Source organism: Arthrobacter saudimassiliensis (assembly GCF_059090665.1).
This window is the reverse complement of the sequence record NZ_JBNHFX010000003.1, coordinates 687,662-713,716: the sequence shown is the minus strand read 5'-3', so window position 1 is coordinate 713,716 and position 26,055 is coordinate 687,662. Positions and strand designations below refer to the sequence as shown.

Genomic DNA, 26,055 nt, shown 5'->3' with positions numbered 1-26,055 from the left:
ACACATGGCAGAGATTATCGGCTACGTGGCAATGTCCCACTCCCCGTTCTGGGACGAATCCTTCGAGGTCGCCGGCCCCGGCGCAGACTTTGCAGCCGGCGCCGCCCGGATCAAGGAGAAGGTACGGGAACTGGACCCGGACCTGGTGGTGATCTTTGGTCCGGACCATATGCGGAATTTCTTCTTCGACCTGATGCCCGCATTCTGCGTAGGTGCCGGCGAGATCGTGAGCTTCGGCGACTATGGCAGCCACAAGGGTTCGGTGCCGTACATGGAAGGGATCGGGCGCAAGGTGGTCGAAAACGTCCGCGCGCGCGGATTCGACCCCGCCTTTTCACTGCGCATGGGCATCGATCACGGCATTGTGCAGCCCTATGAGGTGCTGCTGCCCGACATGGGTGTTCCCGTGCTGCCCATCATGGTCGACTGCGGTGCTGCGCCGCGTCCCTCATTTGCCCGATCACACGCCTTCGGGCAGGCCGTAGGGGCGGCGATCCGCGAGCTGGAGGAAGACCTGTCGGTCCTGGTGATCGCGTCCGGCGGACTGTCCCATTGGGTCAAGGCCGCGTCGCCCTACGACGAGGCGACCGACCCCGAGACCCGTGAATTCCTCATCGACGGGCGCGACACCGTCGTCGAGTACAACGCGGCCCGCGAAGCGGGGCTGGCCAAGCGCATCGCCGAGGGAGTCGAAGGGGACATCAACGACACCTGGGACCGCTGGTTCCTCGAGCACCTCACGTCCGGCGACGTGGCCGAGCTCCTGGCGATGGACCCGGACGAGATGGAAGCCAGCGCGGGAAACGGGGCGCATGAGGTCCGCTGCTGGCTTGCCGGCCTGGGCGCCTGGGACGGTCCGGTCGAAACCATCGCGTATGAGCCGGTGCACCGGTGGGTCACCGGCATGGGCCTGGTGGCCGGCTTTCAGGGAGCCAACTGAGATGCCGGTCATGGACATTCCCGCCTTCGCCACCGATCCCTTTTTCGGCCTCGACGATGCCTGGCTGCAGACCGCCCCCGGCGAGCTCACCCATCTGCATGAAGCCGGCAGCGGGGCGCCCGTGGTGTTCCTGCACGGATCCGGCAGCGGTGTCTCCGCCGCCGCCAACTGGTGGCTGAACCTGCCCGCACTGTCCCGGCACTGCCGCACCATTGCCATTGACCTGCTCGGCTTCGGACAGACCGTGGAGGCCCCCGGCAGCAGATTCGGCATCAAGGCCTGGGTGGCGCACGTGCTGCGGGTGCTCGACGCCCGCGGCATCGAAAAAGCCTGGCTGGTGGGGAACTCGCTGGGCGGCTGGGTGGCGTTCCAATTCGCCCTGGACCATCCCGAGCGGACCGCCGGGATCATCTCCATGGGAACCGGTGGAGCGCCGCGGACCAAGGCCCTGGCCAGCCACGCGCGGCCTACCCTCACGCCTGAAGGGATCCGGGCGGCGCTGCTGGACTTCGTGGTCGACCCTGGGCTGGTTTCCGAGGAACTCGTGGCGGCACGATACGCAGCCGCGGCGCGCGACGGCGCCGCCGAGCGTTTCCGGCGGGTGATCGAAGCCCGGGACATTGACAGGACCGAGCTGCCCCTGGACTTCGACGCCCTCTCCCGGCTGGAGCTTCCGGTGCTGTTGATCCACGGGCGGGAGGACAAGGTCATACCCATGAGCCGCAGCCTGGATCTCGCCGGCGTCATTCCGCACGCCGACCTGCACCTCTTCTCCCAGTGCGGTCATTGGAGCCAGGTCGAGCGCGCGGCTGATTTCAACGCAGTGGTCGCATCGTATCTGGCGGCCCACGTCTAGGCTAAAGTTGCCAGTCGGCGGGGCACCTGGGGCTGAACGAGGCCTTCCCCGCCCCGCCGACGGGAACACTGAGAAGGGAGAGGCATGGACCAGAGCAGGTTCGTGCACCCGATCGCCCCCGGCGATTATGTCCAGTCCCTGGACAAGGGGCTGACCGTCATCAAAGCATTCAACAGTGAGCGGCGGGCCATGACCCTCACCGAGGTTGCGGACACCACCGGACTGTCCAAACCAAGCGCCCGGCGTTTCCTGCTGACGCTCCAGGCGCTGGGGTACGTGTCCCAGGAAGACGGCCGGTTCCGGCTGCGTCCCAGGGTGCTGGACCTTGGCGGGTCCTACCTCACCTCAGGGGAGCTACCGGGCATCGTGAACCCGTTCCTGTCCGAGCTGAACGCCAAGCTGCGTGAGGCCTGCTCGGTGGGCGTGCTGGACGGCGACAACGCCGTATACATTGCCCGGGCGTCTGCACAGCAGCGCATCATGACCTTCAACGTGCAGGTGGGTACCCGGATCGATCCGGTCATCACCGCGCTCGGACGGGTACTGCTCGCCCACCTTCCGGAGACCGAGCTGCAGGCCTACCTGGATCGTCGGCGGCGGCTTGCCACGGTGCCGCAGATCTCCACGGACAGCACGTTCGCAGCCGACCTGGAGCGGATCCGGCGCCGCGGCTGGTGCCTGATGGACCAGGAAGTGGAAGTGGGCGTGCGGACGATCGCCGCGCCATTGCGCAATGCCGGCGGGGCCGTCATCGCCGGGATCAACGTGGCGGTGCATACGGCAAGGGTGTCCTTGGAAAAGCTGGAGGAGGAGTTCCTCCCTGAGCTCCTCCGTACGCAGACGGCGATCGAAGAGGCGCTGGCGGAGTACGGTCCGGAACTGAAGGGATAGGCCCGGCCGGATTCCTGCGCTGCGGCCGGTTCAGCTCGGCGGAACCGCACCCAGCGTGGAGGCGCGCGGCACCAGCGTGGGCGGCAGCCGGACCGAGGCCGTCTCCCGGCCGGCAATGCGATCCAGCAGCAGGCCGAACGCCAGCCGGCCCATCCGGTCCCGGTCCGAGCGCACGGAGGTCAGGCCCACCGGCAGGTCCGCGGCCAGCTCGACGTCGTTGTAACCGACCAGCGCGACGTCGGAGCCCACGGTGCGGCCGGCGTCGCGCAGCGCCCCGATCACGCCCACGGCGGTGAGGTCGTCCACCGCGAACACCGCCGACGGCGCCGGATCCAGCGCGGCGAGCCGGTTTCCGGCGGCGTGGCCGGCCGCCACCCCGAACCCGGTGGCCGCCACGGCGTCGTCGGGCAGCGGGTGCCCGGCATCGGCGAACGCCTGCCGGAACCCGGCGGTGCGGTCCCTTCCGGTGCTGGCCAGCGGGTCGCCGGCGGCGACCGCCACCCGGCGGTGGCCCAGTTCCAGCAGATGTTCGGCGGCCAGCCGGCCGCCCTCGACGTCGTCCGTGCCGACGCTCAGGTGCCCGGGGAGGGTGCGCATGGCCAGGACATAGGGCACGCCGAGGGCCGCCAGATGATCGGCGAGCGTGTCGTCGGAGCGGGCATCGGCCAGGATCACGCCGTCGATCCGCCGCGCCAGCAGAGCGTCAAGGCGATCCCGGCGCACCTGCGGATCATCAAGCCCGTTGGCGACCACGGTGTTGTAGCCCGCGTCCGCGGCGGCGGCATCGGCGCCGGCATACATGGTGGCCAGCGCAAGATCGGTGAGCCGGTGCACCAGGACACCGACCAGCCGGGACGTGCCGGTGCGCAGCGCCGCCGCCGAGGCGTCGCGGCGGTAGCCGAGGGTCTTCGCGGCCTCCCGCACCCGCGCCACGGTGGCCGCGCTGATCCGCACCGGCTCCTCGGCGAGGGAACGGGAGGCCGTGGAAGGATGCACGCCCGCCAGCCGGGCGACGTCGTCGAGGCTGGGGCCGCGGGCGGCCCGGCCGCGTGAAGGATTGATGTGCGGAGCCTTCCGTAGCGGTGGAGGCCGGCGGATCGCCGGAACGGACGCCAGTGTAAGCGCAGCGGGCCCCGGAAACGGTCGGTTAATCCCATTGATCAAAAGAATTTACATTCGGCAACAGACCGGCGGAAATATTCGGCAAATTCCGGAAAAACTCTGGACGTATCGGCGAAGGCGTGTGAGTCTGTCAGCACGCCCGGCCCGAAAGCGCAGCCGCCGCCTTCGGCCGGGATATTTTTCACCCGCTTGTGCAATCGATTGCATTTCGTGCCGACCGAAGGAGCCGCATGCAGGAAACGGCGCTTACCGGGCTCGACGGCTGGCTGGATACGGCCCTTGCCGAACTCTCCGGCTTCCGCAGCGAGGACCGCCCCGGCTGGACCCGGGAGGTCTTCAGCGAGCCCTACCGTGCCTCCCGGGCCTGGACCGCGGCGCGGATGCGCAGTGCGGGCCTCGAGGTGCACCAGGATCCGGCCGGCAACCTCATCGGCCGGCTGACCGGCACCAACCCGGCCGCACCGCCGCTGGTCGCCGGCTCGCACACCGACACGGTGGACGGCGGCGGCCGGTTCGACGGCGTCGTCGGCGTCCTCGGCGCGCTGGCCGCCGTGCAGGCGCTGGCCGAACGCGGCGTCCGCCTGCAGCGGGACCTGCTGGTGGTGGACTTCCTCGGCGAGGAGTCCAACCCCTTCGGGCTCAGCTGCCTGGGCAGCCGCGCCCTGGCCGGTGAGCTGACCGCCGCGGACCTGGCCCGCACCGACTACCGGGGCCGCACCCTGGCCGCCGCCTACGAGGACTTCGGACTCGATCCCGCGGCCCTGCTGGCCGCCGGCCCGTGGACCGGAGCCCGCCGTCCGCACGCCTACGTGGAGCTGCACATCGAGCAGGGCCCGGAACTGGAGGCCCGCGGAACGCCGATCGGCATCGTCACCGCCATCACCGGCATCGAACGCCTGGTCGCCAGCTTCACCGGCGCCCCGGACCACGCCGGAACCCGGCCCATGGATGACCGGCGGGACGCCATGGTCGCCGCCGCCGAAGCCGTGCTCGCCGTCCGGGCCGAGGGCTGCGGCGCGCCGGAGCACGGCGTCGCCACCGTCACCCGCCTGGAGAACGCCTCACCGGCGCCGAACGTGGTGCCCTCGCTGGTCCGGCTCTACGGCGAAGTGCGCAGCGTGGACGAGACCTGGCTGGCCGGCACCCGGGCCCGGCTGGCCGGCGAGATCGCCGCCCGCGCCGCCGGCTTCGGCGTCGAGGCCGACCTGCGCTGGTCCACCGACAACCAGGTGGTCCGCGCCGCGGCCGGCGTGCAGGACCTCGCCGCGCAGGCCGCCGACGCCGCCGGCATCGAGTGGGCGCCGATCCCCAGCGGCGCCACCCACGACGCCGTCCACATGGCCCGGCTCGCCCCGATGGGCATGATCTTCGTGCCCTCCGCCGGCGGCCGGAGCCACTGCCCCGAGGAGTTCACCGCCACCGCCCAGATCACCACCGGCGTCCAGGTGCTGGCCGAAACCCTGCTGCGCCTCGACACCCACGACTTTTCCCAGTGACTTCCTGATCCCCCCAGCCACAAGGAGCACCCCCATGAGTCCTGTTCCAGTCCGTGACGGCAGTTCCACCGACATCCTGGCCATTGCGAACATCCCCATCCTGTGGGTCTTCGCCCTGGCGGTGTTCGCCGTCGTCATCATCCAGAGCCTGATCTACATGAAGGCGGCCGCCAAGGCCGGCCCGGCGGCGGAGATCTCCAAGTCCGAGCTGCGGGCCTCCTTCCGGGCCGGCGCGGTGGCGGCCACCGGCCCGTCGCTGGCCGTGGTGCTGGTCAGCATCGCGCTGCTGTCCCTGTTCGGCACGCCCGCGGTGCTGACCCGGATCGGGCTGGTCGGCTCGGCCGCCACCGAAACGGCGTCGGCCTCCATCGCGGCCGGCACCATGGGCGCCGAACTCGGCGGGCCGGACTACACCCAGACCGTCTACGCCGTGGCGTTCACCGCGATGAGCCTCTCCGGCGCCATGTGGATGATCTGCTGCCTGATCTTCACCCCGCTGCTCAAGCGAGGCGACAGCAAGCTGCGCGAGGTCAACCCCGGCCTGATGGCGATCATCCCCACCGCCGCGCTGCTCGGCGCGTTCGCCAGCCTCGGCGTCGCCGAGCTGCCCAAGTCCAGCGTGCACGTGCTGACCGTCGCCGCATCCGCTGCCGTGATGGGCATCTGCCTGTTCCTGGCCAAGCGGCTGCAGGCGCCCTGGCTGCGGGAATGGGGCCTGGGCATCTCCATCGTCCTGGGCCTCGCCATCGCGTACCTCGCCCACACCGCCGGCGCCTAACCCCCCACTTTCGAAGGAGAACGGCTTATGTCCACCACCGCCGCGGGCGCACAGGCATCCGCACTCGCCGAATTCGACCGGACCACCTCCCGCTGGGGCCAGCTGACCATGATTGCGGCCCTGCTGCTCTCACTTGCCGGGCCCGCCTACCTTGTCTTCTTCGCCGACCTCGGCGTCACCGGAGGCATGGTGCTCACCGCGGCCCTGGCCGTCGGTGCCTCCTTCTTCGTGCTCTGGTTCGTCGAGCCGATCACCTACTACCCGGTGCTCGGCCCGGCCACCATGTACCAGGCCTTCATGATCGGCAACCTGGCCAACAAGCTGCTGCCCGCCGCGATGGTCGCCCAGGCCACCATCGGCGCGAAGTCCGGCACCAAGAAGGCGGACTTCTCCGCGCTGATGGCCATCTGCGGCGCCGCCATGGTGCACGTGCTGTCCATGCTCATCTTCGTCGGCCTGCTCGGCACCTGGCTGCTCAGCCTGATTCCGCTGGAAGTGATGGAGGTGACCCGGATCTACATCTTCCCGGCCATCATCGGCGCCGTCGTGGTCCAGCTGGTCGTCTCCGCCAAGCAGCCGCGCATCACCCTCGTGGCCGTCGCCGTGGCCCTGCTGGTGGTCTTCGTCCTGGTTCCGCTGGTTCCGGCCCTGGCCAAGCTGGCCACCGGCATCACCGTGATCGTCACCGCCGTCCTGGCGTGGTTCGTCCGCGACCGCAACGCCGCCGCCGGCAAGGCCGAACTGGTCAACTGACCCGATGCCGGCCGCGACGGCGCGGCCGGCATCCCACCCCGACCTCCGGGCCCCGCCCGAAACCGAAAGGCTGATTCCCATGAGCACCACCGCCCTGAACACCACCGCCCTGCTGGATTCCCTGGGCTACAGCGACGCCGACCGGCAGAAGCTGCACGAGACCTACCGCCACCTGCACGCCCATCCCGAGCTGTCCATGCAGGAAACCGAGACTGCCGCGTTCCTGCAGTCCCGCCTCGAGGAGCTGGGACTGGAGGCCTTCGGCTGCGGCGGCACCGGCGTCGTCGGCATCCTGCGCAACGGCGACGGGCCCGTGGTCGGCTTCCGCGCCGACACCGACGGGCTGCCGATCGGTGAGAACACCGGCCTGGAGTACGCCAGCACCGCCACCGGCACCCTGGAGGACGGCACCGCGGTACCGGTCATGCACGGCTGCGGGCACGACACCCACATGTCCGTGGCGCTGGCCGCGGCGGAACTGCTGGCCCGCAACACCGACGCGTGGGCCGGCACCGTGGTGTTCATCTTCCAGCCCGGCGAGGAAACCGCCGCCGGCGCGAAGGCCATGGTGGAGGACGGGCTGTGGGACCGGGCACCCAAGCCCGAGGTGATCTACGGCCAGCACGTCTGGCCCGGCGTCGCCGGCGGCATCGAAATCAGCAGCGGCACCGCCATGGCCATGGCCGACTCCTGGCGCGTGACCGTCCTGGGCCGGCAGGCGCACGGCTCGCAGCCGGAGAAGTCCATAGACCCGATCGTCCTGGGTGCACACATGATCGTGCGGATCCAGACCATCCTCGGCCGCGAGGTCCCGGCCCGCGAATCCGCGGTCATCACCGTGGGCACCTTCCACGGCGGGCTGAAGGAGAACATCATTCCCGGCAGCGCCGAGTTCACGCTCAACGTGCGCAGCTTCGAACCGGCCGTCCGCGAGCAGGTGCTCGGCGCGCTCCGGCGCATCATCGCCGCCGAAGCCGCCGCCTCCGGGGCCCCGGAGCCGCTGATCGAGGAGATCTCCAGCTTCCCGCGCTGCTACAACGAGCCGGCCGCCGCGGCCGAGGTGCTCACCGCCCTCCGCGGCGCGCTCGGCGACGAGGCCGTGCGCGAGGTGCCGCCGGTGATGGGCAGCGAGGACTTCGGCCTGCTGGCCGAGGCCATCGGCGTCCCGTCGGTGTACTGGATGTTCGGCTCCACCGCGGCTGCCCGGCTGGAGGCCGGCGAGGCCGTGGCCGGCAACCACTCACCCGAATTCGCTCCCGAGCTGGAGCCCACCCTCGGCACCGGCCTGACCGCCGCCCTGGCCGCACTCCTGGGCCGCACCGGCACCGGCAGCGGACAGGAGGGCTGAGCCATGGCCGTCTCCCCGTCCACCGCCGCGATCCAGGCGATGTCCGCCGTCGAACTGACCGCCGCCATCCGCACGCGTGAGCTCTCCGCCCGCGAAGCGCTCGAGGCGCACCTGGAACAGATCGACGCGGTCAACCCCGCCATCAACGCCGTGGTCACCCTGGATCCCGAGGGCGCCCGCACCCTGGCCAAGGCCGCCGACGAGCGCACCGCGGCGTCGGACGGGGAGGACCTGCCGCCCCTGCACGGGCTGCCCATGACCCACAAGGACACACACAACACCGAGGGGATGCGCACCACCCAGGGCTCGGCGCTGCTGCGCGATTTCGTGCCCGACGCCGACGACCTGGTGATCGCCCGGCTGAAGGCCGCCGGGGTGGTCACCACGGGCAAGTCCAACGTGCCGGAATTCGCCGCCGGGTCGCACACCTTCAACGAGCTTTTCGGCACCACCACCAACCCGTACGCGCCGGACCGCAGCGCCGGCGGCAGCAGCGGGGGAGCGGCCGCCGCGCTCGCCGCCCGCATCCAGTCCGTCAGCGACGGCTCCGACATGGGCGGCTCGCTGCGCATCCCGGCCTCGTTCTGCAACGTGGTCGGCTTCCGGCCCTCCACCGGCACCGTGCCGACCTGGCCGGCGTCGGACGCGCACAGCTGGCTGGCCACCAGCGGCCCGATGGCCCGCGACGTCGCCGACGTCGCCCTGATGCTGACCGTCATGGCCGGCCCGGACCGGCGTCGCCCGCCGGGGCCGTCACTGGCGCCGGAGGTGTTCGCCGGCGCCCTGGAGCGGGACCTGCGCGGGCTGCGGGTCGCGTGGACCCCGGACTTCGGGCTCGGTATTCCTGTGGAACCCGAAGTGCTGGCGGTCGTTGAGGCGCAGCTGTCGGTGTTCGAGGAGCTCGGCGCGCACGTGGAGCGGGCCTGCCCGGACCTCTCCGAGGCGGACCTTGTGTTCCGCAACGTCCGGGCCCTGGACTTCGTCGGCATGCTGGGGGACCTGGTGGCCGAACACGGCGAGGCGATCAAGCCCGAGGTGCGCTGGAACGTGGAGCAGGGCCTGGTCCTCACCGGCCGGGACGTGGCCGACACCGCCGTCGCCCGCACCCGGCTGCACCTGGCGGTGCAGGAGTTCTTCGGCCGCTACGACGTGCTGCTGGCCCCGACCGCGCAGGTGCTGCCGTTCGACGCCTCGCTGCGGTATCCGGAGCGGATCAACGACACGGCGCTGGACACGTACCTGGACTGGATGCGCTCGGCCTGCGTCATCTCCGCCACCGGGCTGCCGGCCATCTCGATGCCGGCAGGCTTCAGCTCCGGCGGGCTGCCGGTGGGCATGCAGATGGTGATGAACCACGGCGAGGACTTTGAGCTGCTGCAGGTCGCCCATGCCTTCGAGCAGGCCACCGGGTACGCCCGGCAGGCGCCGCCGGCTCCCTGAGGCGGGTGCGGGCGCTTCCGCTGCCGGTTCGGGAAACCGCTGCCGGTACGCCGTGGCAGCGTCTTCCCGAAACGGCAGCACGGCGGAGCCCCGGGGCCTGTGTCCCGGGCTCCGCCGCGCCCAGCCGCGACAGCGGGCGTCGGGAGTAACGACGCCGGGTGGCTCAGGTACCTTCGCCCTGCAGCACCTGCGGCTGCAGCTGGGCGAGCAGCTCCTCCATCCGGTCGAAGCCCACGGCCACGCCGGACTCCATGCCGGAGGCAGCCATGCCGTCCCGGGCCTCCATGGACGGATAGACGGAGTGCGCGCTGATCCGGGTGCGGCCCCCGGGCAGCTCCTCCAGGGTCATGAACTCGATGCTCACCACGTCCGGGTAGCCGGAGAACTCGAAGGTCTGCACCGCGAACTCGTTTTCCCGCACGGTGTGGAACATGCCGGAGAAGACGTAGGGAACGCCGTCGGGCCCGGTGTGGATGTAGCGGTAGGTGCCGCCGCTGTGGAAGTCGTAGTGGTCCATTTCCATCTTCATGCCGCGCGGACCGAGCCACTGGACCACCAGGTCCGGATCGGCGTACGCGCGGAAGACCTGCTCCACCGGATAGTCGATCTCCCGGCTGAAGTCGATGAAGGGAAGTCCCTCGGGGACGGTGAGCTGCAGTGCGTTGGTCATGATGGATCCTTTGCCTGCGGGCCGCCTGCCGCGGCCTGAGTGGAGAGCACGGTGTCGAGGCCGCGGAACTGCTCCTCGCGGACCAGCCGGTACCGGCCGATCCAGGCGGTGAGCGCCTCCAGCCGTGCGGGGTTCAGGTGTACCGGCCGGCGCTGCGCGTCCCGCGAACGGGTAACGAGCTGCGCCTGCTCCAGCACCTGGATGTGCTTCGAAACGGCCTGCTTGGACATCGCGAAGGGTTCCGCCAGTTCATTGACCGTGGCCGGGCCGCGGGAGAGCCGGGCGATGATGCTGCGGCGGACGGGGTCGGCCAGGGCGAGGAACGCCCTGTCCAGCAGCTCGTCCGATTCCATGCCCCGCCGCCTTGTCTCCGTGCCGGCCGTGGTCAACACATTTGTTGTTCAACCGATCGGTTGAATACAACCTAGGTCCGGCACGGCCACCGGTCAAGGGGTCTGCCGGAAAGACAAAAACCGGCGCCGCCCGCCCGGAGCGGACCGTCTCGGTTGACCCGCCGACACCGCGCCCATACCGTCCCCCGTGCATTCGCCGCCCCGACTGGACGCGGCTATCACGCGGCAGGAAGCACCGGTTCCAGTGTCTGCACCCGGCGTCGTCCTCCGCATCACCGCGTGTCTCACGACGCGGTTATCCGACGGTCCGCCGCGCCCAGGGGGTGAACGCGGCCCGTATGAGGGAACCTCCCCATGACATCACGATCCACATCCCACCCACGACGGCGCCCGCGCGCCCTGACACGGGGGCTGGCCGTCGTCGCCGGCCTGCTTCTGGCCACCACCGGACTGCTTCCGGCAGCCCACGCGGACCCCGGGGCGGACCCGGAACCGGCCGCCGACCTGGCCGCCCCCGCACCCCTGCAGGAACAGCCCTGGATGGACCCGGACCTGTCCCCGGACCTGCGCGCCAACCTCGTGGTCAGCGCCATGACGCTGGAGCAGAAGGTCACCTACCTGATCCAGAGCGGCGGCCCCGGCGTGCCCGAACTGGGCCTGCCGCCGATCCGCAGCAAAGACGGCTGCTGCGGCCTGGCCCTGGACACCGGGCCGTCCACCGCGCTGCCGGTGGGCGTGGGCCTGGCCTCCACCTTCGATCCCACCCTGGCCCGGGCCTACGGCGCGGTCGCGGGGGAGGAGGCCCGCGCCGTCGGCTTCAACGCCATTGCCGGGCCCACCATGGACCTGGTCCGCACCCCCTACAACGGGCGGATGTGGGAGGACCTGGGCGAGGATCCGATGCTCAGCGGGCACACCGCCGCCGCGCAGACCCAGGGCGAGCAGGGTGCCTCGGTGTCCGCGCTGGTCAAGCACTACAACCTGAACAACTTCGAAACCCGGCGCGGACACGTGGACGTCCAGGTCAACGACCGGACCCTGCAGGAGACCTACACCCGGCCGTGGGAGCGGCTGGTCAGCGAGGCGGACCCCGGCGCGGTCATGTGCTCGTTCAACAAGGTCAACACGGAGTTCGCCTGCGGCAACGGCCGGCTGCTCAACGGCATCCTGAAGGGCCAGCTCGGGTTCCGCGGCTTTGTGTCCTCGGATTTCAACGCCGCGCACAGCTTTGCGGATTACGCGGCCGGGCTCGACGTCGCCGGCCCCGGCCTGGAGTTCTCCGGCCCGGCACTGCTCGCGGCGGTGCAGGACGGCAGGGTCTCCGAGATGCGGCTGAATGACGCGGCGCGGCGGGTGGCGCGCACCATGTTCGCGTTCGGAATCGTGGACAATCCGCCGCCGGGCTCCTTCGAGTCCCCGCAGCCGGACCTGGCGGTGCCCGCCAACATGCTCGACGCGCACGCCGGCATCGCCGCGGAGGTGGCCGGGGAGGCCGCGGTGTTGCTGAAGAACGACGGCGGCACCCTGCCGCTGGCGGACACCGCCACACCGTCCATGGCCGTCATCGGCTCCGACGCCGACTGGTACATCGACGGCGGCGGCTCCGGCGCGGTGCCGAACCCGGCGCAGCTGACCACCATCCTGGACGGGCTGACCGCCCGGGCGGCGGACACCACGGTCGACTACGCCGAGGGCACCGACCCGGTATCGCTGGCCGACACCCTGCCCGGGCCGCCGCCGATTCCCAGCAGCGTGCTCATCGGCGTGCGGGCCGAGTACCGCCTGGGCGTGGAGAACTTCGCGGGCGAGCCGGCCCTGGCCCGCGCGGAGCGGCAGATCAACCTGCGCACCGGCATCTCGGCGGACACCATCAACACCTCCCAGGTGCCCGGCGTCGGCGTCCAGCTGGCGTCCGCGCCGATGTCCGCCCGCTGGACCGGCACCCTGGTGGCCCCGGCGACGGGGGACTACAACCTGACGCTGACCCACCTGGGCACCGCCCGGCTGTACATCGACGGAAACCTGGTGGAGACCACGCCGTCGGCGCCCTTCGGCACCGAGTACGTGGCGATCAACCTCGCCGAAGGGCAGCGGGTGCCGATCACGGTGGAGTACACCACCGACGCTCCGAACCAGTTCAACGGCGGGCTCAACGACCAGCCCGGCGCCATGATGCGGCTGGGCTGGACCGCGCCGGAGGAGGTCCTGTCACCGCAGATCCAGGCCGCGGTGGACGCGGCGTCGCAGGCCTCCACGGCCGTGATCGTGGCCCGGGACTACACCGGGGAGGCCGCCGACCGCGGCACCCTGACCCTGCCGCAGGACCAGGATGGGCTGATCCGGGCGGTCGCCGCGGCGAACCCGAACACCGTCGTCGTGCTGGCCACCAGCGGGCCGGTCACCATGCCGTGGATCGATGCGGTGCCGTCGGTGCTGGAGGTCTGGTACCCCGGCCAGGCGCAGGGCGAAGCGGTCGCGTCGCTGCTGTTCGGCGACACGAATCCGTCGGGCAAGCTGCCCGTCACCTTCCCGGCCAGCGAAGCCCAGGCCGCGGGAGTGGGAGTGCAGAACCCGTTCCCGTTGATCAACGAGGTGGACCCGGTGGTGCCGTACAGCGAAGGGGTGTTCGTCGGCTACAAGGCGTACACCACCCAGGGCGTCACGCCGCTGTTCCCCTTCGGCCACGGGCTGTCCTACACCCGGTTCAGTTACCTGGGCGCGGAGACCGGCGGCGTCGTCCCGGCCGAAGACCCGTCCGTCACCGTGCCGGTGCAGCTGTGGAACTCCGGCACCCGCACGGGTGAGGAGACCGTCCAGGTCTACGTGGGCACCCTGCCCACCGACGTCCCGACGCCGGCCCGGCAGCTGGCCGGGTTCGCCGACATCACGCTGCGGCCCGGCGCCGTCGGCACGGTGAACGTGGAGCTGGACCCGCGCTCGCTGCAGTACTGGGACACCGCGGCCGGCGGCTGGGTAACCCCCACCGGGGAGGTGCCGATCTACGTCGGCAGCTCCGTCAACGACACCCGGCTGGTGGGGAGCATTTTCGTCGAGTAGCCGGCTGGAAGGACATGGCGAAGGCGGAGCCCGGGGCCTGGCCGGCCCCGGGCTCCGCTGGGCCCGGCCGAGGAGATTGCGATTCGGTAACTACCAAGAACCCTCTTGTGAGACACGCCACTTCGGGGATAAGTTGTGTCGGCCCACATATTGCCGACGGTGGGGTCGCCGGCAGGGCGTTACAGCGTTGTATCCGCACGATCCAGCCGACCCGGGAAACAAGGGCGTATCCCGAGCTTGTCCATGCCGCTTTGCCGCGCCGGCCGGGTCCTTTTCGAAGGTTTCAGCATGACCAGATTGAAGAATGTTTCGGCTCTCTTCCTGGGCCTCGGCCTCGCCGCGGGACTGGCAGCCTGCGCCCCGGCCGGAACCACCTCCAGTGACGGCGAGGGCGGCGTCGAATGCAGCGTCGGCATCTCCATGCCCACCCGCAGCCTGGAGCGCTGGATCAACGACGGCGAGGGCCTGAAGGAAAAGCTCGAGGCCCGGGACTGCGACGTGGACCTGCAGTACGCCGATGACAAGACGGACCAGCAGATCAGCCAGATCCAGAACCAGGTGGCCGGCGGCGCGCAGATCCTCGTGGTCGCCGCGATCGACGGCGAGACCCTCGGCCCGGTCCTCGAAGACGCCAAGGAGCAGGGCCGCACCATCATCGCCTACGACCGGCTGATCAACGGCACCGAGGCCGTGGACTACTACGCCACCTTCGATAACTACCTGGTGGGCCAGCTGCAGGGCCAGTTCATCGAGGAGCAGCTCGGACTGGCCGACGGCGAGGGCCCATACAACCTGGAGCCCTTCGCCGGCAGCCCCGACGACAACAACGCCGCCTTCTTCTTCGGCGGCGCCTGGGACGTGCTGCAGCCGTACGTTGAAAGCGGCCAGCTGGTGGTTCCCTCCGGCAAGGCCCCGGCCACCAGCGAGGACTGGGCCTCCATCGGCATCCTCGGCTGGAAGTCGGCGGACGCACAGGCGGAGATGGACAACCGGCTGCAGTCCTTCTACACCGGAGGCGAGAAGGTCGACGTCGTGCTCTCACCGAACGATTCCCTGGCCCTGGGCATCGAGGCCTCGCTGGAGGCCGCCGGCTACCAGCCCGGCACCGACTGGCCGCTGATCACCGGCCAGGACGGCGACGTCGCCAACGTCAAGGCCATGCTCGATGACCGCCAGTCGATGACCGTCTGGAAGGACACCCGCGAGCTGGGCGCCCAGGTGGACACCATGATCAGCCAGATCGTGGCCGGCGAGGAGGTGGACGTCAACGACACCGAGACCTACGACAACGAGGTCAAGGTGGTCCCGACGTACATCCTCGAGCCCCAGGTGGTCACCAAGGACCAGGTGGAACCGGTGCTGGTGGAATCCGGATTCGTCGACGCCTCCGACGTCGGCCTCTGACCCCGGCCGGACGGCGGGCGCGGCACCTGATCCGGCGCCGCGCCCGTCGTCGCCCCCTTTTACTGAAGCGAGAACCACATGAATGACGTCATCCTGCACATGGACGGCATCGTGAAGGAGTTCCACGGGGTCAAGGCGCTCGACGGCGTCTCGGTCTCCGTGGAACGCGGCGAGGTGCATGCGATCTGCGGCGAGAACGGCGCCGGGAAGTCCACCCTGATGAAGGTGCTCAGCGGCGTCTACCCGCACGGCAGCTTCACCGGCACCATCACGCTCGACGGCGCCCCGGTCAGCTACGGCTCGATCAACGACAGCGAACGCGACGGGATCGTGATCATCCACCAGGAACTGGCGCTGAGCCCGTACCTGTCCATTGCGGAGAACATCTTCCTCGGCAACGAGGTCTCCCGCGGCGGGGTGATCGACTGGAACAAGACCAACCTGGAGGCGGCGAAGCTGCTCAGGCGGGTGGGCCTGGACGAGAACGCCGCGACGAAGATCCTCGAGCTCGGCGTCGGCAAGCAGCAGCTGGTGGAGATCGCCAAGGCGCTGTCCAAGGAAGTGAAGCTGCTGATCCTCGACGAGCCCACCGCTGCCCTGAACGACGACGACTCCGCGCACCTGCTCGGGCTGATCGACCAGCTGCGCGACGTCGGCATCACCTCCATTGTCATCTCCCACAAGCTCAAGGAAATCCGCGCCATCGCCGACACCGTCACGGTGATCCGCGACGGGCGGACCATCGAATCCTTCCCGGTGGCGGACACCGACGAGATCGAGACCCGGATCATCCGCGCCATGGTCGGCCGGCCGCTGGACAGCCAGTTCCCGCCCCGGGAACCGCACATCGGGGGGGAGAAGCTGCGGGTCGAGGACTGGACGGTGCACCATCCGATCGACACCGAGCGGGTGGTGGTGGACGGCGCGTCGTTCACCGTCCGCGCCGGCGAGATCGTCGGCTTCGCCGGGCTGATGGGCGCCGGGCGCACCGAGCTGGCGATGAGCATCTTCGGCCGCTCCTGGGGCACCGGCATCTCCGGGAAGGTCTACAAGGACGGGACGGAGATCTCCACCCGGTCCGTGGACGAGGCGATCCGCAACGGGCTGGCCTACGTCAGCGAGGACCGCAAACGGTACGGACTGAACCTGATCGGCAGCATCACCGTGAACATCTCCGCGGCGGCGCTGGGCAAGCTCGCCCGGCTGGGCGTCATCGACCGGAACCGCGAGTACGCCGTCGCCGATGAGTACCGGCAGCGGATGAACATCCGCACCCCCAGCGTCACCTCGCTGGTCGGCAACCTCTCCGGCGGCAACCAGCAGAAGGTGGTGCTCAGCAAATGGATCTACTCCGGCCCGGACGTGCTGATCCTCGATGAGCCCACCCGCGGGATCGACGTCGGCGCCAAATACGAAATCTACGGAATCATCAACGAAATGGCCGAGCAGGGCAAAGCCGTGATCGTTATTTCCAGCGAGCTGCCCGAACTTATCGGGCTGTGCGACCGCATCTACACCATCGCCGAAGGCCGGCTCACCGCCCAGGTGGACCGGGCCGACGCGACGCAGGAGGAACTGATGCGCCACATGACCGCCGCCCGCACCGAAGGAGCACAGGCACCGTGACCACCACCACCCCAGAACAGGCGAAGGCGCCGCTGCCGCCGCAGCCGGGAGGCAGCTCCCGACGGCGGCTGAGGATCGACGTGCGCCAGTACGGCATCCTCGCGGCGCTGGTCGTCATCGTGCTGCTCTTCCAGATCCTCACCGGCGGACGCCTGCTGTATCCGGGCAACGTCAGCAACCTCATCCAGCAGAACGCGTACGTGCTGATCCTGGCGATCGGCATGGTCATGGTGATCATCGCCGGGCACATCGACCTGTCCGTCGGCTCGATCGTGGCGACCGTGGGGGCGATCGCGGCGCTGTCCATGAACGATTGGGGGCTGCCCTGGTGGGCGGCCGTGGCCCTGTCCCTGGCCGTGGGCGCCGCGATCGGCGCCTGGCAGGGCTTCTGGGTGGCGTTCGTGGGGATACCGGCGTTCATCGTCACCCTGGCGGGGATGCTGATCTTCCGCGGCGTGGCGCTGGTGCTGCTCACCGGCGGCACCATTTCCGGGCTGCCCCGGTCGTATGTCGCCATCGGCTCCGGCACGTTGCCCTCCACCGGCACCCCGGACCTGATCACGCTGGGCATCGGGGCACTGGCCTCCGTGGCCCTGGTCGCCCAGGGGCTGCGGACCCGCGCGAACCTGCGCCGGCTGGACCTGCCCCGGGAACGCACCGGGTCGTTCGTGTTCAAGCACGCCGTGGCCGTGGCCGCGATCATGTACCTCTGCTACCTGCTGGCCTACAACCGGGGCACCCCGATCATCCTGATCATCCTCGCGGTCCTGGTGCTGACCTACTCGTTCCTGCTGAACCGGACCGTGTTCGGCCGGCACATCTACGCGATGGGCGGCAACCTCAACGCGGCAATGATGTCCGGGGTGAAGACCCGCTGGGTGAACTTCTTCGTCTTCGTGAACATGGGCTTCCTGGCCGGGCTGGCCGCGGTGGTCAGCACCGCGCGGGCCGGGGGAGCGGTGGCCTCGGCCGGCGGCGGGTTCGAGCTGGACGCGATCGCCGCGGTGTTCATCGGCGGCGCGTCAGTGCAGGGCGGCGTCGGCACCGTGATCGGCGCGGTGATCGGCGGGCTGGTGATGGGCGTGCTGAACCAGGGCCTGTCCATCCTGTCCGTGGATGCGGCCTGGCAGCAGATCATCAAGGGCCTGGTGCTGCTCGCCGCGGTGGCGTTCGGGTTCAGCCGGCGGCGCACCGCACGGTAGCTCTTCGCTACGAGCGAGAACGACGGCGGCCGTCCCGGATATCGGGGCGGCCGCCGTTTTTCGCAACGGATCAGCAGGGACGCCAGGTCTTGCCGCCGGGCGCGTAGCAGCGGGGCCCGGTGTAGCCCGGGTAGGGGTTGCTGTCCTGGGCCGGGGGCGGGGGAGCGTGCTGCTGTTGCTGCTGGGCCTGCCGGTTGGCCTCGGCCTGCGCTGCGGCGTGAGCGGCGGCATGGGCGGCGGCGGCAGCTTCAGCTTCCGCGGCAGCCACGCGGGCGGCCTCGGCCTGCTCGGCGGCAATCCGATCCGCCTCGGCCTGAGCGGCCTTCCGCTCCTCTTCCGCCTTGGCCTCGGCCGCGACGCGTGCGGCTTCCTCCTCCGCGGCCTTCCGCTCCGCCTGCAGCGCGGTGAGGCTGTCGTGCCGGGCATGGACTCCGTCCCGGGCGGCGGCCGCCCGGGTCATGAGGGCCATGTGCTCCGCTTCGGACAGCGCCGTCCAGATCATGCCCTTCCCGGCCCTGGCCCCCTTTTCGACCGCGTCGTAGGCCTCGTCGACCACCTTGACGAGCGCCAAGGCTGCCGCTGCGGCGGCAGCGGCGGAGGTCGCCGTCGTTCCCGTTTCCCCGGCCGCGGCCTGCGCCGCAGCCTCTTCGAGGGCAGCCACCATGGCGGGCACCGTGCACTCGGTCCCGGCGCCGAAGAATCCGGCCCCGTTGGCCTCCGCGTCCGCGTAGGCGGCGTCCACGGCCGGGCGGAACCTGCGGTTCTCGCCGTACGTCACGGGAACCCCGAGCCCCCGGCGGGCGATTTCGGCGTTGATCAGCCGGTCCTCGCCGTCGTACACGGCGGCCAGGGTGCGGCCGTGGCGGTCCTCGCGTTCGACGTCGAACTCCAGCTTCACCTTGCTGCCGGGCGGCAGGGCCTCCTCCAGGAAGGCGGTGGCCTCCGGCCCCAGGCACTCGACGGGCTTGTCCGGATCCTTGGTCTCCGGGGTGTCCACGTTCAGCAGGCGGACGGTCAGTTCCTGGTTGTCGAAGTCCACGACCAGCGTGTCGCCGTCGATGATGCGGATGACTTCGCCCTTGTCGGCGTTGGCGGCGGTGGCGAAGACGACGGTGGAGGCGGTGACGGCGACGGCGGCTGCGGCCGAGAGCAGCACCTTCCGGGTGATCATCGGCGGGCTCCTGAGACGGAAGGTCCTGGTAGGTGAGCTGCGCCGCTCTGCTGCCCGTGATCGGGTGCAGAGGAGGGCGCCGCTCCAAAGATGTGGTGCATGAGTTTCCCAACTATCGAATGGTCCGGAGATACCATCGGCCGGGCGAGGGCAGGCGGTAGGGGAACAGGGGGAGGGGTGCCCTGCCAGTGACGCCCGGGCAGGGCGGCACGGAGGCCGGGAACAGCCGTTCGGTGCTGGGGAGCTTTCGGAAAGCGCTATCGGACGGGCAAGCAACCTTTTACGGTTGTCGCATCGGTTGCGCGTCTGCCCGGGGTGAATCCGGTGCACCGGCGAGGGAGCTGCAGGCAGCTCCGGCGCGGCGGGCGTGAACAGCAAAGGTCAGGGGCTGGCCCGGGTGCACGGTGCAGCCGATGATCCAGCTGAGGTCTCCAATGGCACATCACCCCCTTTTCCCGTCTTCCACCGCAGCTCCCCGGACCCGTCCTCCCGACGAGCCGTTCGGTGCAGCGCGAAGGTCCTCGCCTGAATCCCGACGCCGGACGGTCCGGGCCGCAGGTGGACTCGCTGCGCTGGGCCTGGCCGTCAGCGGCTGCACCGTGGGCCCGCTCGCGGAAAACCAGCCGGAGTCCGGGGATCCTCCCACAACCACTTCCCCTGAGCCCAGCACCGAAACCCCCAGCGAACAGCCCACGTCCACCCCTACGGAGAAGCCGCTGGCCGGGGAGCCCTGCGCCTCCGAGACCCAGTCCCGGGAGCAGAAGGGGGCCGAGTACGTCTGTACCCGTGATGACTCCGGCCAGCTGATCTGGATGGATCAGGAGTCCTCCGAGCGGCTGCTGGAGTCCCGGCGCGTGGCGCAGGAGCAGGCTGACGCGGAAGCACGAGCCGAGGAGGAACGCAGGGCCGCCGAAGAAGCGCGGTTGGCGGAAGAGGCACGCCTGGCGGAGGAGCAACGACTGGCCGAGGAGCAGGCCGCAGAGGAAGCCCAGCGTCTGGCTGAGCAGCGAGCGGCTGAAGAGGCCGCGGCCGCTGAGGCGCAGCGCTTGGCGGAGGAGCAAGCCGCAGAGCAAGCGCGGATCGCCGAAGAGCAAGCGCGGATAGCCGAGGAGCAGCGCCGGCTCCAGGAACAGCTCCAGCCGCCGACGGACGTCTACTACCAGAACTGCGACGCCGTGCGGGCCGCCGGCGCCGCTCCGATCTATCCCGGCAGCCCGGGATGGCAGGAGAAGTTCGACGGGGACAACGACGGCATGGGCTGCGACGACTGAACGGCCAGAGAGCGGGGCGCCTCTTCCTCTTGCTAGTATTTGGTCAACTAACCAAATTGGTCGGGTGACCAAAACCGCCGGGGGACGGATGTCGAGCGAGTCCAAACGCAGCCAGTTGATCCAAGCCGCCTTCGAGGTGTTCAGCGAGAAGGGGTACAACGCGGCGTCCGTGAAGAACGTGGCTGACCGGGCTGGCATTACGCCGGGACTGGTGCACTACTACTTCGCCAGCAAGGAGGACCTGCTGATCGCCGTGCAGCGCGCGGCCCAGAGCCGGTACCACGAGCTCTACAAGGAGCGGCCGGCGCCGGAGAGCCCGGCGGCGGTGCTGGAGGAAATCCGACAGCGGGTGCTCGATAATCCCGACTGGTACCGGTGGCGGTATGAGCTGTACGCGCTGGGCATCAAGGGCGGGCGCCTGCAGCAGGAAGCTGCGGCGGTCCTGCAGGAGGGGCGCGACAGCGTGAGCGCCCAGCTGCGTCAGCTGCTCCCCGACCACGACGCTGCCGAGCACCTGGCCGCCGTCCTGCTGGCCTGCTTCGACGGGCTGGCGCTGCAGCACCTGCTGGACGGGAACTTCAACCTCGACGCCGCCTACCAGGCGCTCGCGGGGCTGCTTCAGCAGTACCTGGCGGAGGCGGCACGATGATCCGGGACAGGAAAACAGCAGCGGCAGCGGCACACTCCCGGGGCGGCCGACGCCGGAGGACGGCGCGGCTCGGCAGGCTCCTCGGGTTGCTGGCGATGCTGCTGGCGACCCCGGCCCTGGTCCTCGCGGGGCCACCGTCGGCCGCGGCGGCTGACGACCGCGCCGAGCGGATCTCCTCCTACGTCGATGATGCCCTTGACCGCTACGGCATACCCGGCGCCTCGCTGGTGATGTTGGAGCAGGGGAGGCCGGCCACCGGGCTGGCTTGGGGCACCACGGCGGACGGGCGGCCCGTGACCACGCAGACCCCGTTCCTGCTGGGGTCGCTGAGCAAGCCGCTGACCGCGTTCGGCGTGATGCTCCTGGTCCAGGACGGACGCCTGGACCTGGAGACACCGGTGGAGCAGATCCTGCCGGACTTTCGCTACGAGGCTCCGGGCGGCGCCAGCATCAGCATCCGGCACCTGCTGCGGCAAACCAGCGGCATCAGCGCAACCGACTCCCTGGCGGTGACGGACCGGAACTACCCCGCGTCGAGTGCCCTCGACGAAGCCGTTGCGGCACTCAGCGGCGTCCGCCTGGCAGCCCCGCCCGGCGAAGCCTACCGGTACGCGTCCGCCAACTATCTGCTGCTCGGCGCCGTGATTGAGGCGGTCGACGGGAAGCCGTTCGCCGATTACATGGAGGAACGGGTCTTCGCCCCGCTGGGCATGACCCGCACCTCCGCCGACTGGGAACGGGCGCAGGCCTCCGGCTACGACACCGGCCACGCGTCCTGGTTCGGCCGCGCGGTGCCGGGCAGTTTCTATGACCACGCCGGTGCGCCGTACGGCTACATGACCTCGACGGCGGAGGACCTGGGCCGCTTCCTCGCCGCCATGCAGGGCGGAGGAGGCCCGGCGTCTGAGCCGACGCTCGAGGCGCTGTCGGCCGCGCCGGAGGACGGCCGCAGCTACGGCGCCGGCTGGCATTGGAACGCGGAGGAGGGCATCCCGTTCCACGGCGGCGCGACGCCGCACGCCCGGGCCGAGATGTTTTTCGAGCCCGACGGCGAAACCGCGGCTGTCCTGCTCACGAACAAGTACCACACGCTGGAGGACGGACAGGTCGCGGCGATCATGGCCGGCGTCCGTGCACTGGAGGCCGGGGCGGAACCGCCGGCACTGCCCTCAGCCCCGGCTGTTCCGTGGATCCTGCTGGGCGTCGTGCTGGCAGCGGCAGGCGGGCTCGTCGTCATCATCCGCCGAAGCCTGCGGCTGCGGACACTGCAGCCAGGGATCAGGCTGCGGCTGAGCCTGGCCGGCGGGTTGCTGGCGGCGGGTGGCGGACTGATTCCGCTTATCTGTGCGCTTACGGGCACGCCGTGGCATTCCCTGCGCTGGTTCGCGCCGGACCTGGCCCTGCTGTTTGGCTGCCTGGCGGCGATTTTGCTTGCCTGTGGCGCGGTCCTGGCCCTCACTGTGCGCAGGGTGCCGAAGGGGCACAGGGAGGTAGCTGCTTCCGCCTGACTCCACACGCAATGGCGGTTCGACGCCGCGTCCTTGGACCCGCTACCGCGAGGAGAACGCGGCGTCGAACGCCGCCGCCGGCGGATCCATCGCCAGCGAGCGGACGAACGCCAGCGCCTCGGGCGCCCCGACGAGACGGTCCATCCCGGCGTCCTCCCACTCCACCGAGATCGGCCCGTCGTAGCCGATGGTGTTGAGCATCCGGAACGCGTCCTCCCACGGCACGTCCCCGTGCCCGGTGGAGACGAAGTCCCAGCCGCGCCGCGGGTCCGCCCAGGGCAGGTGCGAGCCCAGCCGGCCGTTGCGCCCGTTGGTCATCCGCTTCTTCGTGTCCTTGCAGTCCACGTGGTAGATCCGGTCCTTGAAGTCCCAGAGGAAGCTCACCGGGTCCAGGTCCTGCCAGACGAAGTGGCTAGGATCCCAGTTCAGCCCGAACGCCGGCCGGTGCCCGATGGCCTCCAGCGCCCGGACCGTGGTCCAGTAGTCGTAGGCGATTTCGGACGGATGCACCTCGTGCGCGAAGCGGACGCCGACCTCGTCGAACACGTCCAGGATCGGATTCCAGCGGTCCGCGAAGTCCTGGTAGCCGGCCTCGACGGCGTCCGCGCCCACCGGCGGGAACATCGCCACGTACTTCCAGACGGAGGAGCCGGTGAACCCGACGACGGTCTTCACACCGAGTGCGGCGGCCATCCGGGCGGTGTGCTTCATCTCCTCGGCGGCGCGCTGCCGCACCCCTTCCGGGTCGCCGTCGCCCCAGACCACGTCCGGCAGGATGTCCCGGTGCCGCTGGTCGATCGGGTCGTCGCAGACCGCCTGCCCCTTCAGGTGGTTGGAGATGGCGTACACCTTGAGGTTGTACTTCTCCAGGATGTCGCGGCGGCCCTGGACGTAGGCGTCGTCCTCCCACTGCCACGGATCCAGGTGGTCGCCCCAGCAGGCGATCTCCAGGCCGTCGTAGCCCCAGCCGGAGGCCAGCCGGGCCACCTCCTCGAACGGCAGGTCGGCCCACTGGCCGGTGAACAGGGTGACTGGACGGGTCATGGCTGGCTCCTTCAGACGATCGGATGAACAAGTGGTGCTGACGTGCGCGACGGCGGGTGGCGACGCCGGGTGCCGACGCCGGTGCCCCGGCGTGCGCCCCCGGTTACTTCACCGGGGTCCAGATACTGGAGTCGGCGGAGCTGCGGGACACGGCGTCCAGCACCTGCTGGACCTGCAGGCCGTCGGCGAACGACGGCGCGGGCTGCCCGCCGTCGGCCACCGCCTCCACAAAGTCCTTGGCCTGGTGCACGAAGCCGTGCTCGTAGCCGAGCGAGTGCCCGGCCGGCCACCAGGCGGACAGATACGGGTGCTCCGGCTCGGTGACCATGATCCGGGTGAAGCCCTGCTGCCCGGCCGGGGCGGTGTAGTCGTAGAAGTCCAGGAAGTTCAGGTCCTCCAGGTCGAAGCTGAGGGCCCCGCGGCTGCCGGAGACCTCCAGCCGCAGCCCGTTCTTCCGCCCGGTGGCCATCCGGGTGGCCTCGAAGGAGCCGAGCACCCCGTCCTCGAACCGGCCGGTGAACAGCGCGACGTCGTCCACCGTCACCGGAGCGCGACCGGCCCCTGCACCGCCGGCACCGAGGCCGACGGCTCCGGCGGCGGCGTCGGGCACCGGCCGCTCGGCGACCAGGGTCTCCAGGGTGCCGCTGACCTCTGTCAGCTGCCTGCCGGTGACGTACTGGGCCAGGTCGATGATGTGCGCGCCGAGGTCCCCGAGCACCCCGGAGCCGGCCTGCTCCTGCTGCAGCCGCCAGGTCAGCGGCGCGTCGGCGTCCACCAGCCAGTCCTGCAGGTACACCGCCCGCACCTGCCGGACGGTGCCGACGGCGCCCGCGGCCACCAGGTTCCGCGCGTGGGTGGTGGCGGGCAGCCGCCGGTAGGTGAAGCCGACCATCGCCCGCACCCCGCGGGCCTCGGCCCGGGCGGCGGCGTCGGCCATTGCGCGGGCTTCCTCCACGGTGTTGGCCAGCGGCTTTTCGCACAGTACGTGCTTGCCGGCGTCCAGCGCCGCGACCGCGATCTCGGCGTGCGAGGCGCCGGGGGTGACGATGTCGACCACGTCGATGTCCTCCCGCGTGACCGTCTCCCGCCAGTCGGCGGTGGACTCCGCCCAGCCCCACTTCCGTGCGGCGGCGGCGGTGCGGTCCGCGTCCCGGCCCGCCAGCAGCGTCATGTCCGGGCGCAGCGGCAGGTCGAAGAACCGCGGCGCCACCCGCCACGCCTGGGAATGGGCGGCGCCCATGAACCCGTGCCCCACCATGGCCACCCGCAGCGGCTTCTCGGCTTCCATCGTGTTTCCCTTCGGTTGAAATCAGGGGGACCAGGTGCCCGACGCCGGCGCCCCGCCCGGGCGGGCGGCGCGCCGGCGTCGGGCACCGGTCAGGACTCGAACGCGGTGGGCAGGTACTGGTCCACGTTCTCGCTGGTGACCACCGGGGCGTTGAGCACCACCCGGTTGGGCACCTCGATCTCCACCAGGTCGCTCATCGCCTTGTCCTGGGCGATCAGCCGGGCCAGCCGGATGCCGTCGGCGGCCTGGGTGTGCGGATAGATGATCGTGGCCTGCATGACCGAGTCGCCGGACTGGATCTCCCGCATCGCGTTCGCCGAGCCGGCGCCGCCGACCATGATGAATTCGTCCCGGCCGGCGGCGTCGATCGCGGCGAGCACGCCGATGCCCTGGTCGTCGTCGTGGTTCCACAGTGCGTCGATCTCCGGGGCGGCGGAGAGCAGCTGCGACGCTGCGGCCTCCCCGCCCTGGACGGTGAAGTCCGCGGCCACCCGGTTGCTGACCTCCAGCCCGCAGTCCGCCAGGGCGTCCTCGAAGCCCTGGCTGCGGTCCTGGGTGAGCGGCAGCGAGTCGATGCCGGCGATCTCGGCGACCACGGCGTCGGGGTTGTCGCCGACCTGTTCGCAGATGTAGGTGCCGGCGCTGACGCCCATCCCGTAGTTGTCGCCGAGCACCGTGGTGCGGGCGGCGAACGGGGAGGAGAACTCGCGGTCCACGTTGATCACCGGAATGCCGGCGTCCATGGCGCGGGTCGCGACTTCGGTGAGTGCGGCGCCGTCGGTGGGCAGCAGGACGATCGCGTCGACGTCGTCGTTGATGAACTGCTCCACCTGGCTGATCTGCAGGTTCGCGTCGTTGGTGCCTTCGGCGACGCGCAGGTCGATGTCCGGGTACTTTTCCGCCTCGGCCAGGGCGGCGGAGTTGATGGCGCCGAGCCAGCCGTGGTCGGCGGCCGGGCCGGAGAAGCCGATGACGACGGTGTCGCCCTCGGCCTGGTTGCCTTCGACTGAGTTGTTGGTCGGTTCCGTGCTGGTGTCCTCGCCGCTGGAACATCCGGTGAGGACCAGTCCGCCGACGGCGAGAAACGCCGCGGTGGTGACCAGCTGCCTCCGGCCCGACATGCGTGCTGCGTGCATGGCTTTCTCCTCTGTTGATGGGGCGCTGCGGTGCCCGCTGAGGCCCGCAGGA

22 protein-coding genes are annotated in these 26,055 nt (G+C 70.3%); 15 read left to right on the top strand and 7 right to left on the bottom strand.

The window, feature by feature from the left end; all coding sequences use genetic code 11:
- Positions 1–4: 4 nt before the first annotated feature.
- The 3 genes from AC5RV6_RS14440 to AC5RV6_RS14430 all read left to right on the top strand — a co-directional run bounded on the left by AC5RV6_RS14440 (position 5) and on the right by AC5RV6_RS14430 (position 2,687).
- On the top strand, positions 5–940 hold the full coding sequence (locus AC5RV6_RS14440; protein ID WP_494008015.1) for a DODA-type extradiol aromatic ring-opening family dioxygenase: 936 nt from the start codon (positions 5–7) through the stop codon (positions 938–940).
- A 10-nt stretch (positions 941–950) separates the two neighbouring features.
- On the top strand, positions 951–1,796 hold the full coding sequence (locus AC5RV6_RS14435; RefSeq protein ID WP_494008014.1) for an alpha/beta fold hydrolase: 846 nt from the start codon (positions 951–953) through the stop codon (positions 1,794–1,796).
- 84 nt (positions 1,797–1,880) lie between these two features.
- Positions 1,881–2,687, top strand: coding sequence for an IclR family transcriptional regulator domain-containing protein (locus AC5RV6_RS14430; RefSeq protein ID WP_494008013.1), 807 nt, complete (start codon positions 1,881–1,883; stop codon positions 2,685–2,687).
- A gap of 30 nt (positions 2,688–2,717) precedes the next feature.
- Here AC5RV6_RS14430 and AC5RV6_RS14425 read toward each other — a convergent pair whose 3' ends face one another.
- On the bottom strand, positions 2,718–3,749 hold the full coding sequence (locus AC5RV6_RS14425; protein ID WP_494008104.1) for a LacI family DNA-binding transcriptional regulator: 1,032 nt from the start codon (positions 3,747–3,749) through the stop codon (positions 2,718–2,720).
- Between the two features lie 290 nt (positions 3,750–4,039).
- Between AC5RV6_RS14425 and AC5RV6_RS14420 the strand changes: the two genes are divergently transcribed.
- From AC5RV6_RS14420 to AC5RV6_RS14400, 5 genes are all read left to right on the top strand, one after another.
- Positions 4,040–5,305: a M20 family metallo-hydrolase gene (locus AC5RV6_RS14420; RefSeq protein ID WP_494008012.1), complete on the top strand. Its 1,266-nt coding sequence runs from the start codon at positions 4,040–4,042 to the stop codon at positions 5,303–5,305.
- 34 nt (positions 5,306–5,339) lie between these two features.
- Entirely contained in the window at positions 5,340–6,083 is a 744-nt protein-coding gene (locus AC5RV6_RS14415; protein ID WP_494008011.1) for a DUF5058 family protein, read from the top strand.
- Positions 6,084–6,110: 27 nt separating this feature from the next.
- Positions 6,111–6,836: a hypothetical protein gene (locus AC5RV6_RS14410; protein ID WP_494008010.1), complete on the top strand. Its 726-nt coding sequence runs from the start codon at positions 6,111–6,113 to the stop codon at positions 6,834–6,836.
- 79 nt (positions 6,837–6,915) lie between these two features.
- A complete protein-coding gene (locus AC5RV6_RS14405) occupies positions 6,916–8,184 on the top strand; it encodes an amidohydrolase (protein WP_494008009.1) in 1,269 nt (422 codons plus the stop codon).
- Between the two features lie 3 nt (positions 8,185–8,187).
- The gene (locus tag AC5RV6_RS14400) at positions 8,188–9,624 is read left to right on the top strand and encodes an amidase (protein ID WP_494008008.1); all 1,437 of its coding nucleotides are present in this window, start codon (positions 8,188–8,190) and stop codon (positions 9,622–9,624) included.
- Between the two features lie 163 nt (positions 9,625–9,787).
- Here the strand turns inward: AC5RV6_RS14400 and AC5RV6_RS14395 are convergent, their stop codons facing one another.
- Both AC5RV6_RS14395 and AC5RV6_RS14390 read right to left on the bottom strand, forming a co-directional pair.
- Entirely contained in the window at positions 9,788–10,294 is a 507-nt protein-coding gene (locus tag AC5RV6_RS14395) for an SRPBCC family protein (protein ID WP_494008007.1), read from the bottom strand.
- A complete protein-coding gene (locus AC5RV6_RS14390; protein WP_494008006.1) occupies positions 10,291–10,647 on the bottom strand; it encodes an ArsR/SmtB family transcription factor in 357 nt (118 codons plus the stop codon). Before AC5RV6_RS14390 ends, AC5RV6_RS14395 begins: the two co-directional genes overlap by 4 nt.
- 354 nt (positions 10,648–11,001) lie before the next feature.
- Between AC5RV6_RS14390 and AC5RV6_RS14385 the strand changes: the two genes are divergently transcribed.
- The 4 genes from AC5RV6_RS14385 to mmsB all read left to right on the top strand — a co-directional run bounded on the left by AC5RV6_RS14385 (position 11,002) and on the right by mmsB (position 17,936).
- On the top strand, positions 11,002–13,704 hold the full coding sequence (locus tag AC5RV6_RS14385) for a glycoside hydrolase family 3 protein (RefSeq protein WP_494008005.1): 2,703 nt from the start codon (positions 11,002–11,004) through the stop codon (positions 13,702–13,704).
- Positions 13,705–13,992: 288 nt separating this feature from the next.
- Positions 13,993–15,108: a substrate-binding domain-containing protein gene (locus tag AC5RV6_RS14380; RefSeq protein ID WP_494008004.1), complete on the top strand. Its 1,116-nt coding sequence runs from the start codon at positions 13,993–13,995 to the stop codon at positions 15,106–15,108.
- Between the two features lie 78 nt (positions 15,109–15,186).
- On the top strand, positions 15,187–16,734 hold the full coding sequence (gene mmsA / locus AC5RV6_RS14375; RefSeq protein WP_494008003.1) for a multiple monosaccharide ABC transporter ATP-binding protein: 1,548 nt from the start codon (positions 15,187–15,189) through the stop codon (positions 16,732–16,734).
- Entirely contained in the window at positions 16,731–17,936 is a 1,206-nt protein-coding gene (gene mmsB / locus AC5RV6_RS14370) for a multiple monosaccharide ABC transporter permease (protein WP_494008002.1), read from the top strand. Before mmsA ends, mmsB begins: the two co-directional genes overlap by 4 nt.
- A gap of 70 nt (positions 17,937–18,006) precedes the next feature.
- Here the strand turns inward: mmsB and AC5RV6_RS14365 are convergent, their stop codons facing one another.
- Positions 18,007–19,107 (bottom strand): thermonuclease family protein, encoded by a 1,101-nt coding sequence (locus AC5RV6_RS14365; protein WP_494008001.1) that lies wholly within the window; start codon positions 19,105–19,107, stop codon positions 18,007–18,009.
- 434 nt (positions 19,108–19,541) lie between these two features.
- On the opposite strand from AC5RV6_RS14365, the gene AC5RV6_RS14360 reads away from it, so the two are divergent.
- The 3 genes from AC5RV6_RS14360 (at position 19,542) to AC5RV6_RS14350 (ending at position 22,535) form a co-directional block, all read left to right on the top strand.
- Positions 19,542–20,378: an excalibur calcium-binding domain-containing protein gene (locus AC5RV6_RS14360; protein WP_494008000.1), complete on the top strand. Its 837-nt coding sequence runs from the start codon at positions 19,542–19,544 to the stop codon at positions 20,376–20,378.
- A gap of 64 nt (positions 20,379–20,442) precedes the next feature.
- Positions 20,443–21,027, top strand: coding sequence for a TetR/AcrR family transcriptional regulator (locus AC5RV6_RS14355; RefSeq protein WP_494007999.1), 585 nt, complete (start codon positions 20,443–20,445; stop codon positions 21,025–21,027).
- A gap of 95 nt (positions 21,028–21,122) precedes the next feature.
- On the top strand, positions 21,123–22,535 hold the full coding sequence (locus AC5RV6_RS14350; RefSeq protein WP_494008103.1) for a serine hydrolase domain-containing protein: 1,413 nt from the start codon (positions 21,123–21,125) through the stop codon (positions 22,533–22,535).
- A 42-nt stretch (positions 22,536–22,577) separates the two neighbouring features.
- Here the strand turns inward: AC5RV6_RS14350 and AC5RV6_RS14345 are convergent, their stop codons facing one another.
- The 3 genes from AC5RV6_RS14345 to AC5RV6_RS14335 form a co-directional block, all read right to left on the bottom strand.
- Complete coding sequence (locus AC5RV6_RS14345; protein WP_494007998.1) at positions 22,578–23,579, bottom strand: sugar phosphate isomerase/epimerase family protein; 1,002 nt, start codon at positions 23,577–23,579, stop codon at positions 22,578–22,580.
- A gap of 103 nt (positions 23,580–23,682) precedes the next feature.
- Positions 23,683–24,837 (bottom strand): Gfo/Idh/MocA family protein, encoded by a 1,155-nt coding sequence (locus tag AC5RV6_RS14340; RefSeq protein ID WP_494008102.1) that lies wholly within the window; start codon positions 24,835–24,837, stop codon positions 23,683–23,685.
- A 119-nt stretch (positions 24,838–24,956) separates the two neighbouring features.
- The gene (locus AC5RV6_RS14335; RefSeq protein WP_494007997.1) at positions 24,957–26,003 is read right to left on the bottom strand and encodes a substrate-binding domain-containing protein; all 1,047 of its coding nucleotides are present in this window, start codon (positions 26,001–26,003) and stop codon (positions 24,957–24,959) included.
- Positions 26,004–26,055 lie beyond the last annotated feature (52 nt).

Excerpts from the sequence above, each read along its gene's own strand:
- AC5RV6_RS14405 (WP_494008009.1), top strand. The coding sequence starts at position 6,916 with ATGAGCACCACCGCCCTGAACACCACCGCCCTGCTGGATTCCCTGGGC.
- AC5RV6_RS14415 (WP_494008011.1), top strand. The coding sequence starts at position 5,340 with ATGAGTCCTGTTCCAGTCCGTGACGGCAGTTCCACCGACATCCTGGCC.
- AC5RV6_RS14350 (WP_494008103.1), top strand. The coding sequence starts at position 21,123 with ATGCTGCTGGCGACCCCGGCCCTGGTCCTCGCGGGGCCACCGTCGGCC.
- AC5RV6_RS14430 (WP_494008013.1), top strand. The coding sequence starts at position 1,881 with ATGGACCAGAGCAGGTTCGTGCACCCGATCGCCCCCGGCGATTATGTC.
- mmsA (WP_494008003.1), top strand. The coding sequence starts at position 15,187 with ATGAATGACGTCATCCTGCACATGGACGGCATCGTGAAGGAGTTCCAC.
- AC5RV6_RS14335 (WP_494007997.1), bottom strand. The coding sequence starts at position 26,003 with ATGCACGCAGCACGCATGTCGGGCCGGAGGCAGCTGGTCACCACCGCG.
- AC5RV6_RS14380 (WP_494008004.1), top strand. The coding sequence starts at position 13,993 with ATGACCAGATTGAAGAATGTTTCGGCTCTCTTCCTGGGCCTCGGCCTC.
- AC5RV6_RS14365 (WP_494008001.1), bottom strand. The coding sequence starts at position 19,107 with ATGATCACCCGGAAGGTGCTGCTCTCGGCCGCAGCCGCCGTCGCCGTC.
- AC5RV6_RS14340 (WP_494008102.1), bottom strand. The coding sequence starts at position 24,837 with ATGGTGGGGCACGGGTTCATGGGCGCCGCCCATTCCCAGGCGTGGCGG.
- AC5RV6_RS14390 (WP_494008006.1), bottom strand. The coding sequence starts at position 10,647 with ATGGAATCGGACGAGCTGCTGGACAGGGCGTTCCTCGCCCTGGCCGAC.
- AC5RV6_RS14385 (WP_494008005.1), top strand. The coding sequence starts at position 11,002 with ATGACATCACGATCCACATCCCACCCACGACGGCGCCCGCGCGCCCTG.
- AC5RV6_RS14395 (WP_494008007.1), bottom strand. The coding sequence starts at position 10,294 with ATGACCAACGCACTGCAGCTCACCGTCCCCGAGGGACTTCCCTTCATC.
- AC5RV6_RS14345 (WP_494007998.1), bottom strand. The coding sequence starts at position 23,579 with ATGACCCGTCCAGTCACCCTGTTCACCGGCCAGTGGGCCGACCTGCCG.
- AC5RV6_RS14420 (WP_494008012.1), top strand. The coding sequence starts at position 4,040 with ATGCAGGAAACGGCGCTTACCGGGCTCGACGGCTGGCTGGATACGGCC.
- AC5RV6_RS14360 (WP_494008000.1), top strand. The coding sequence starts at position 19,542 with ATGGCACATCACCCCCTTTTCCCGTCTTCCACCGCAGCTCCCCGGACC.
- AC5RV6_RS14400 (WP_494008008.1), top strand. The coding sequence starts at position 8,188 with ATGGCCGTCTCCCCGTCCACCGCCGCGATCCAGGCGATGTCCGCCGTC.
- AC5RV6_RS14435 (WP_494008014.1), top strand. The coding sequence starts at position 951 with ATGGACATTCCCGCCTTCGCCACCGATCCCTTTTTCGGCCTCGACGAT.
- AC5RV6_RS14440 (WP_494008015.1), top strand. The coding sequence starts at position 5 with ATGGCAGAGATTATCGGCTACGTGGCAATGTCCCACTCCCCGTTCTGG.
- AC5RV6_RS14410 (WP_494008010.1), top strand. The coding sequence starts at position 6,111 with ATGTCCACCACCGCCGCGGGCGCACAGGCATCCGCACTCGCCGAATTC.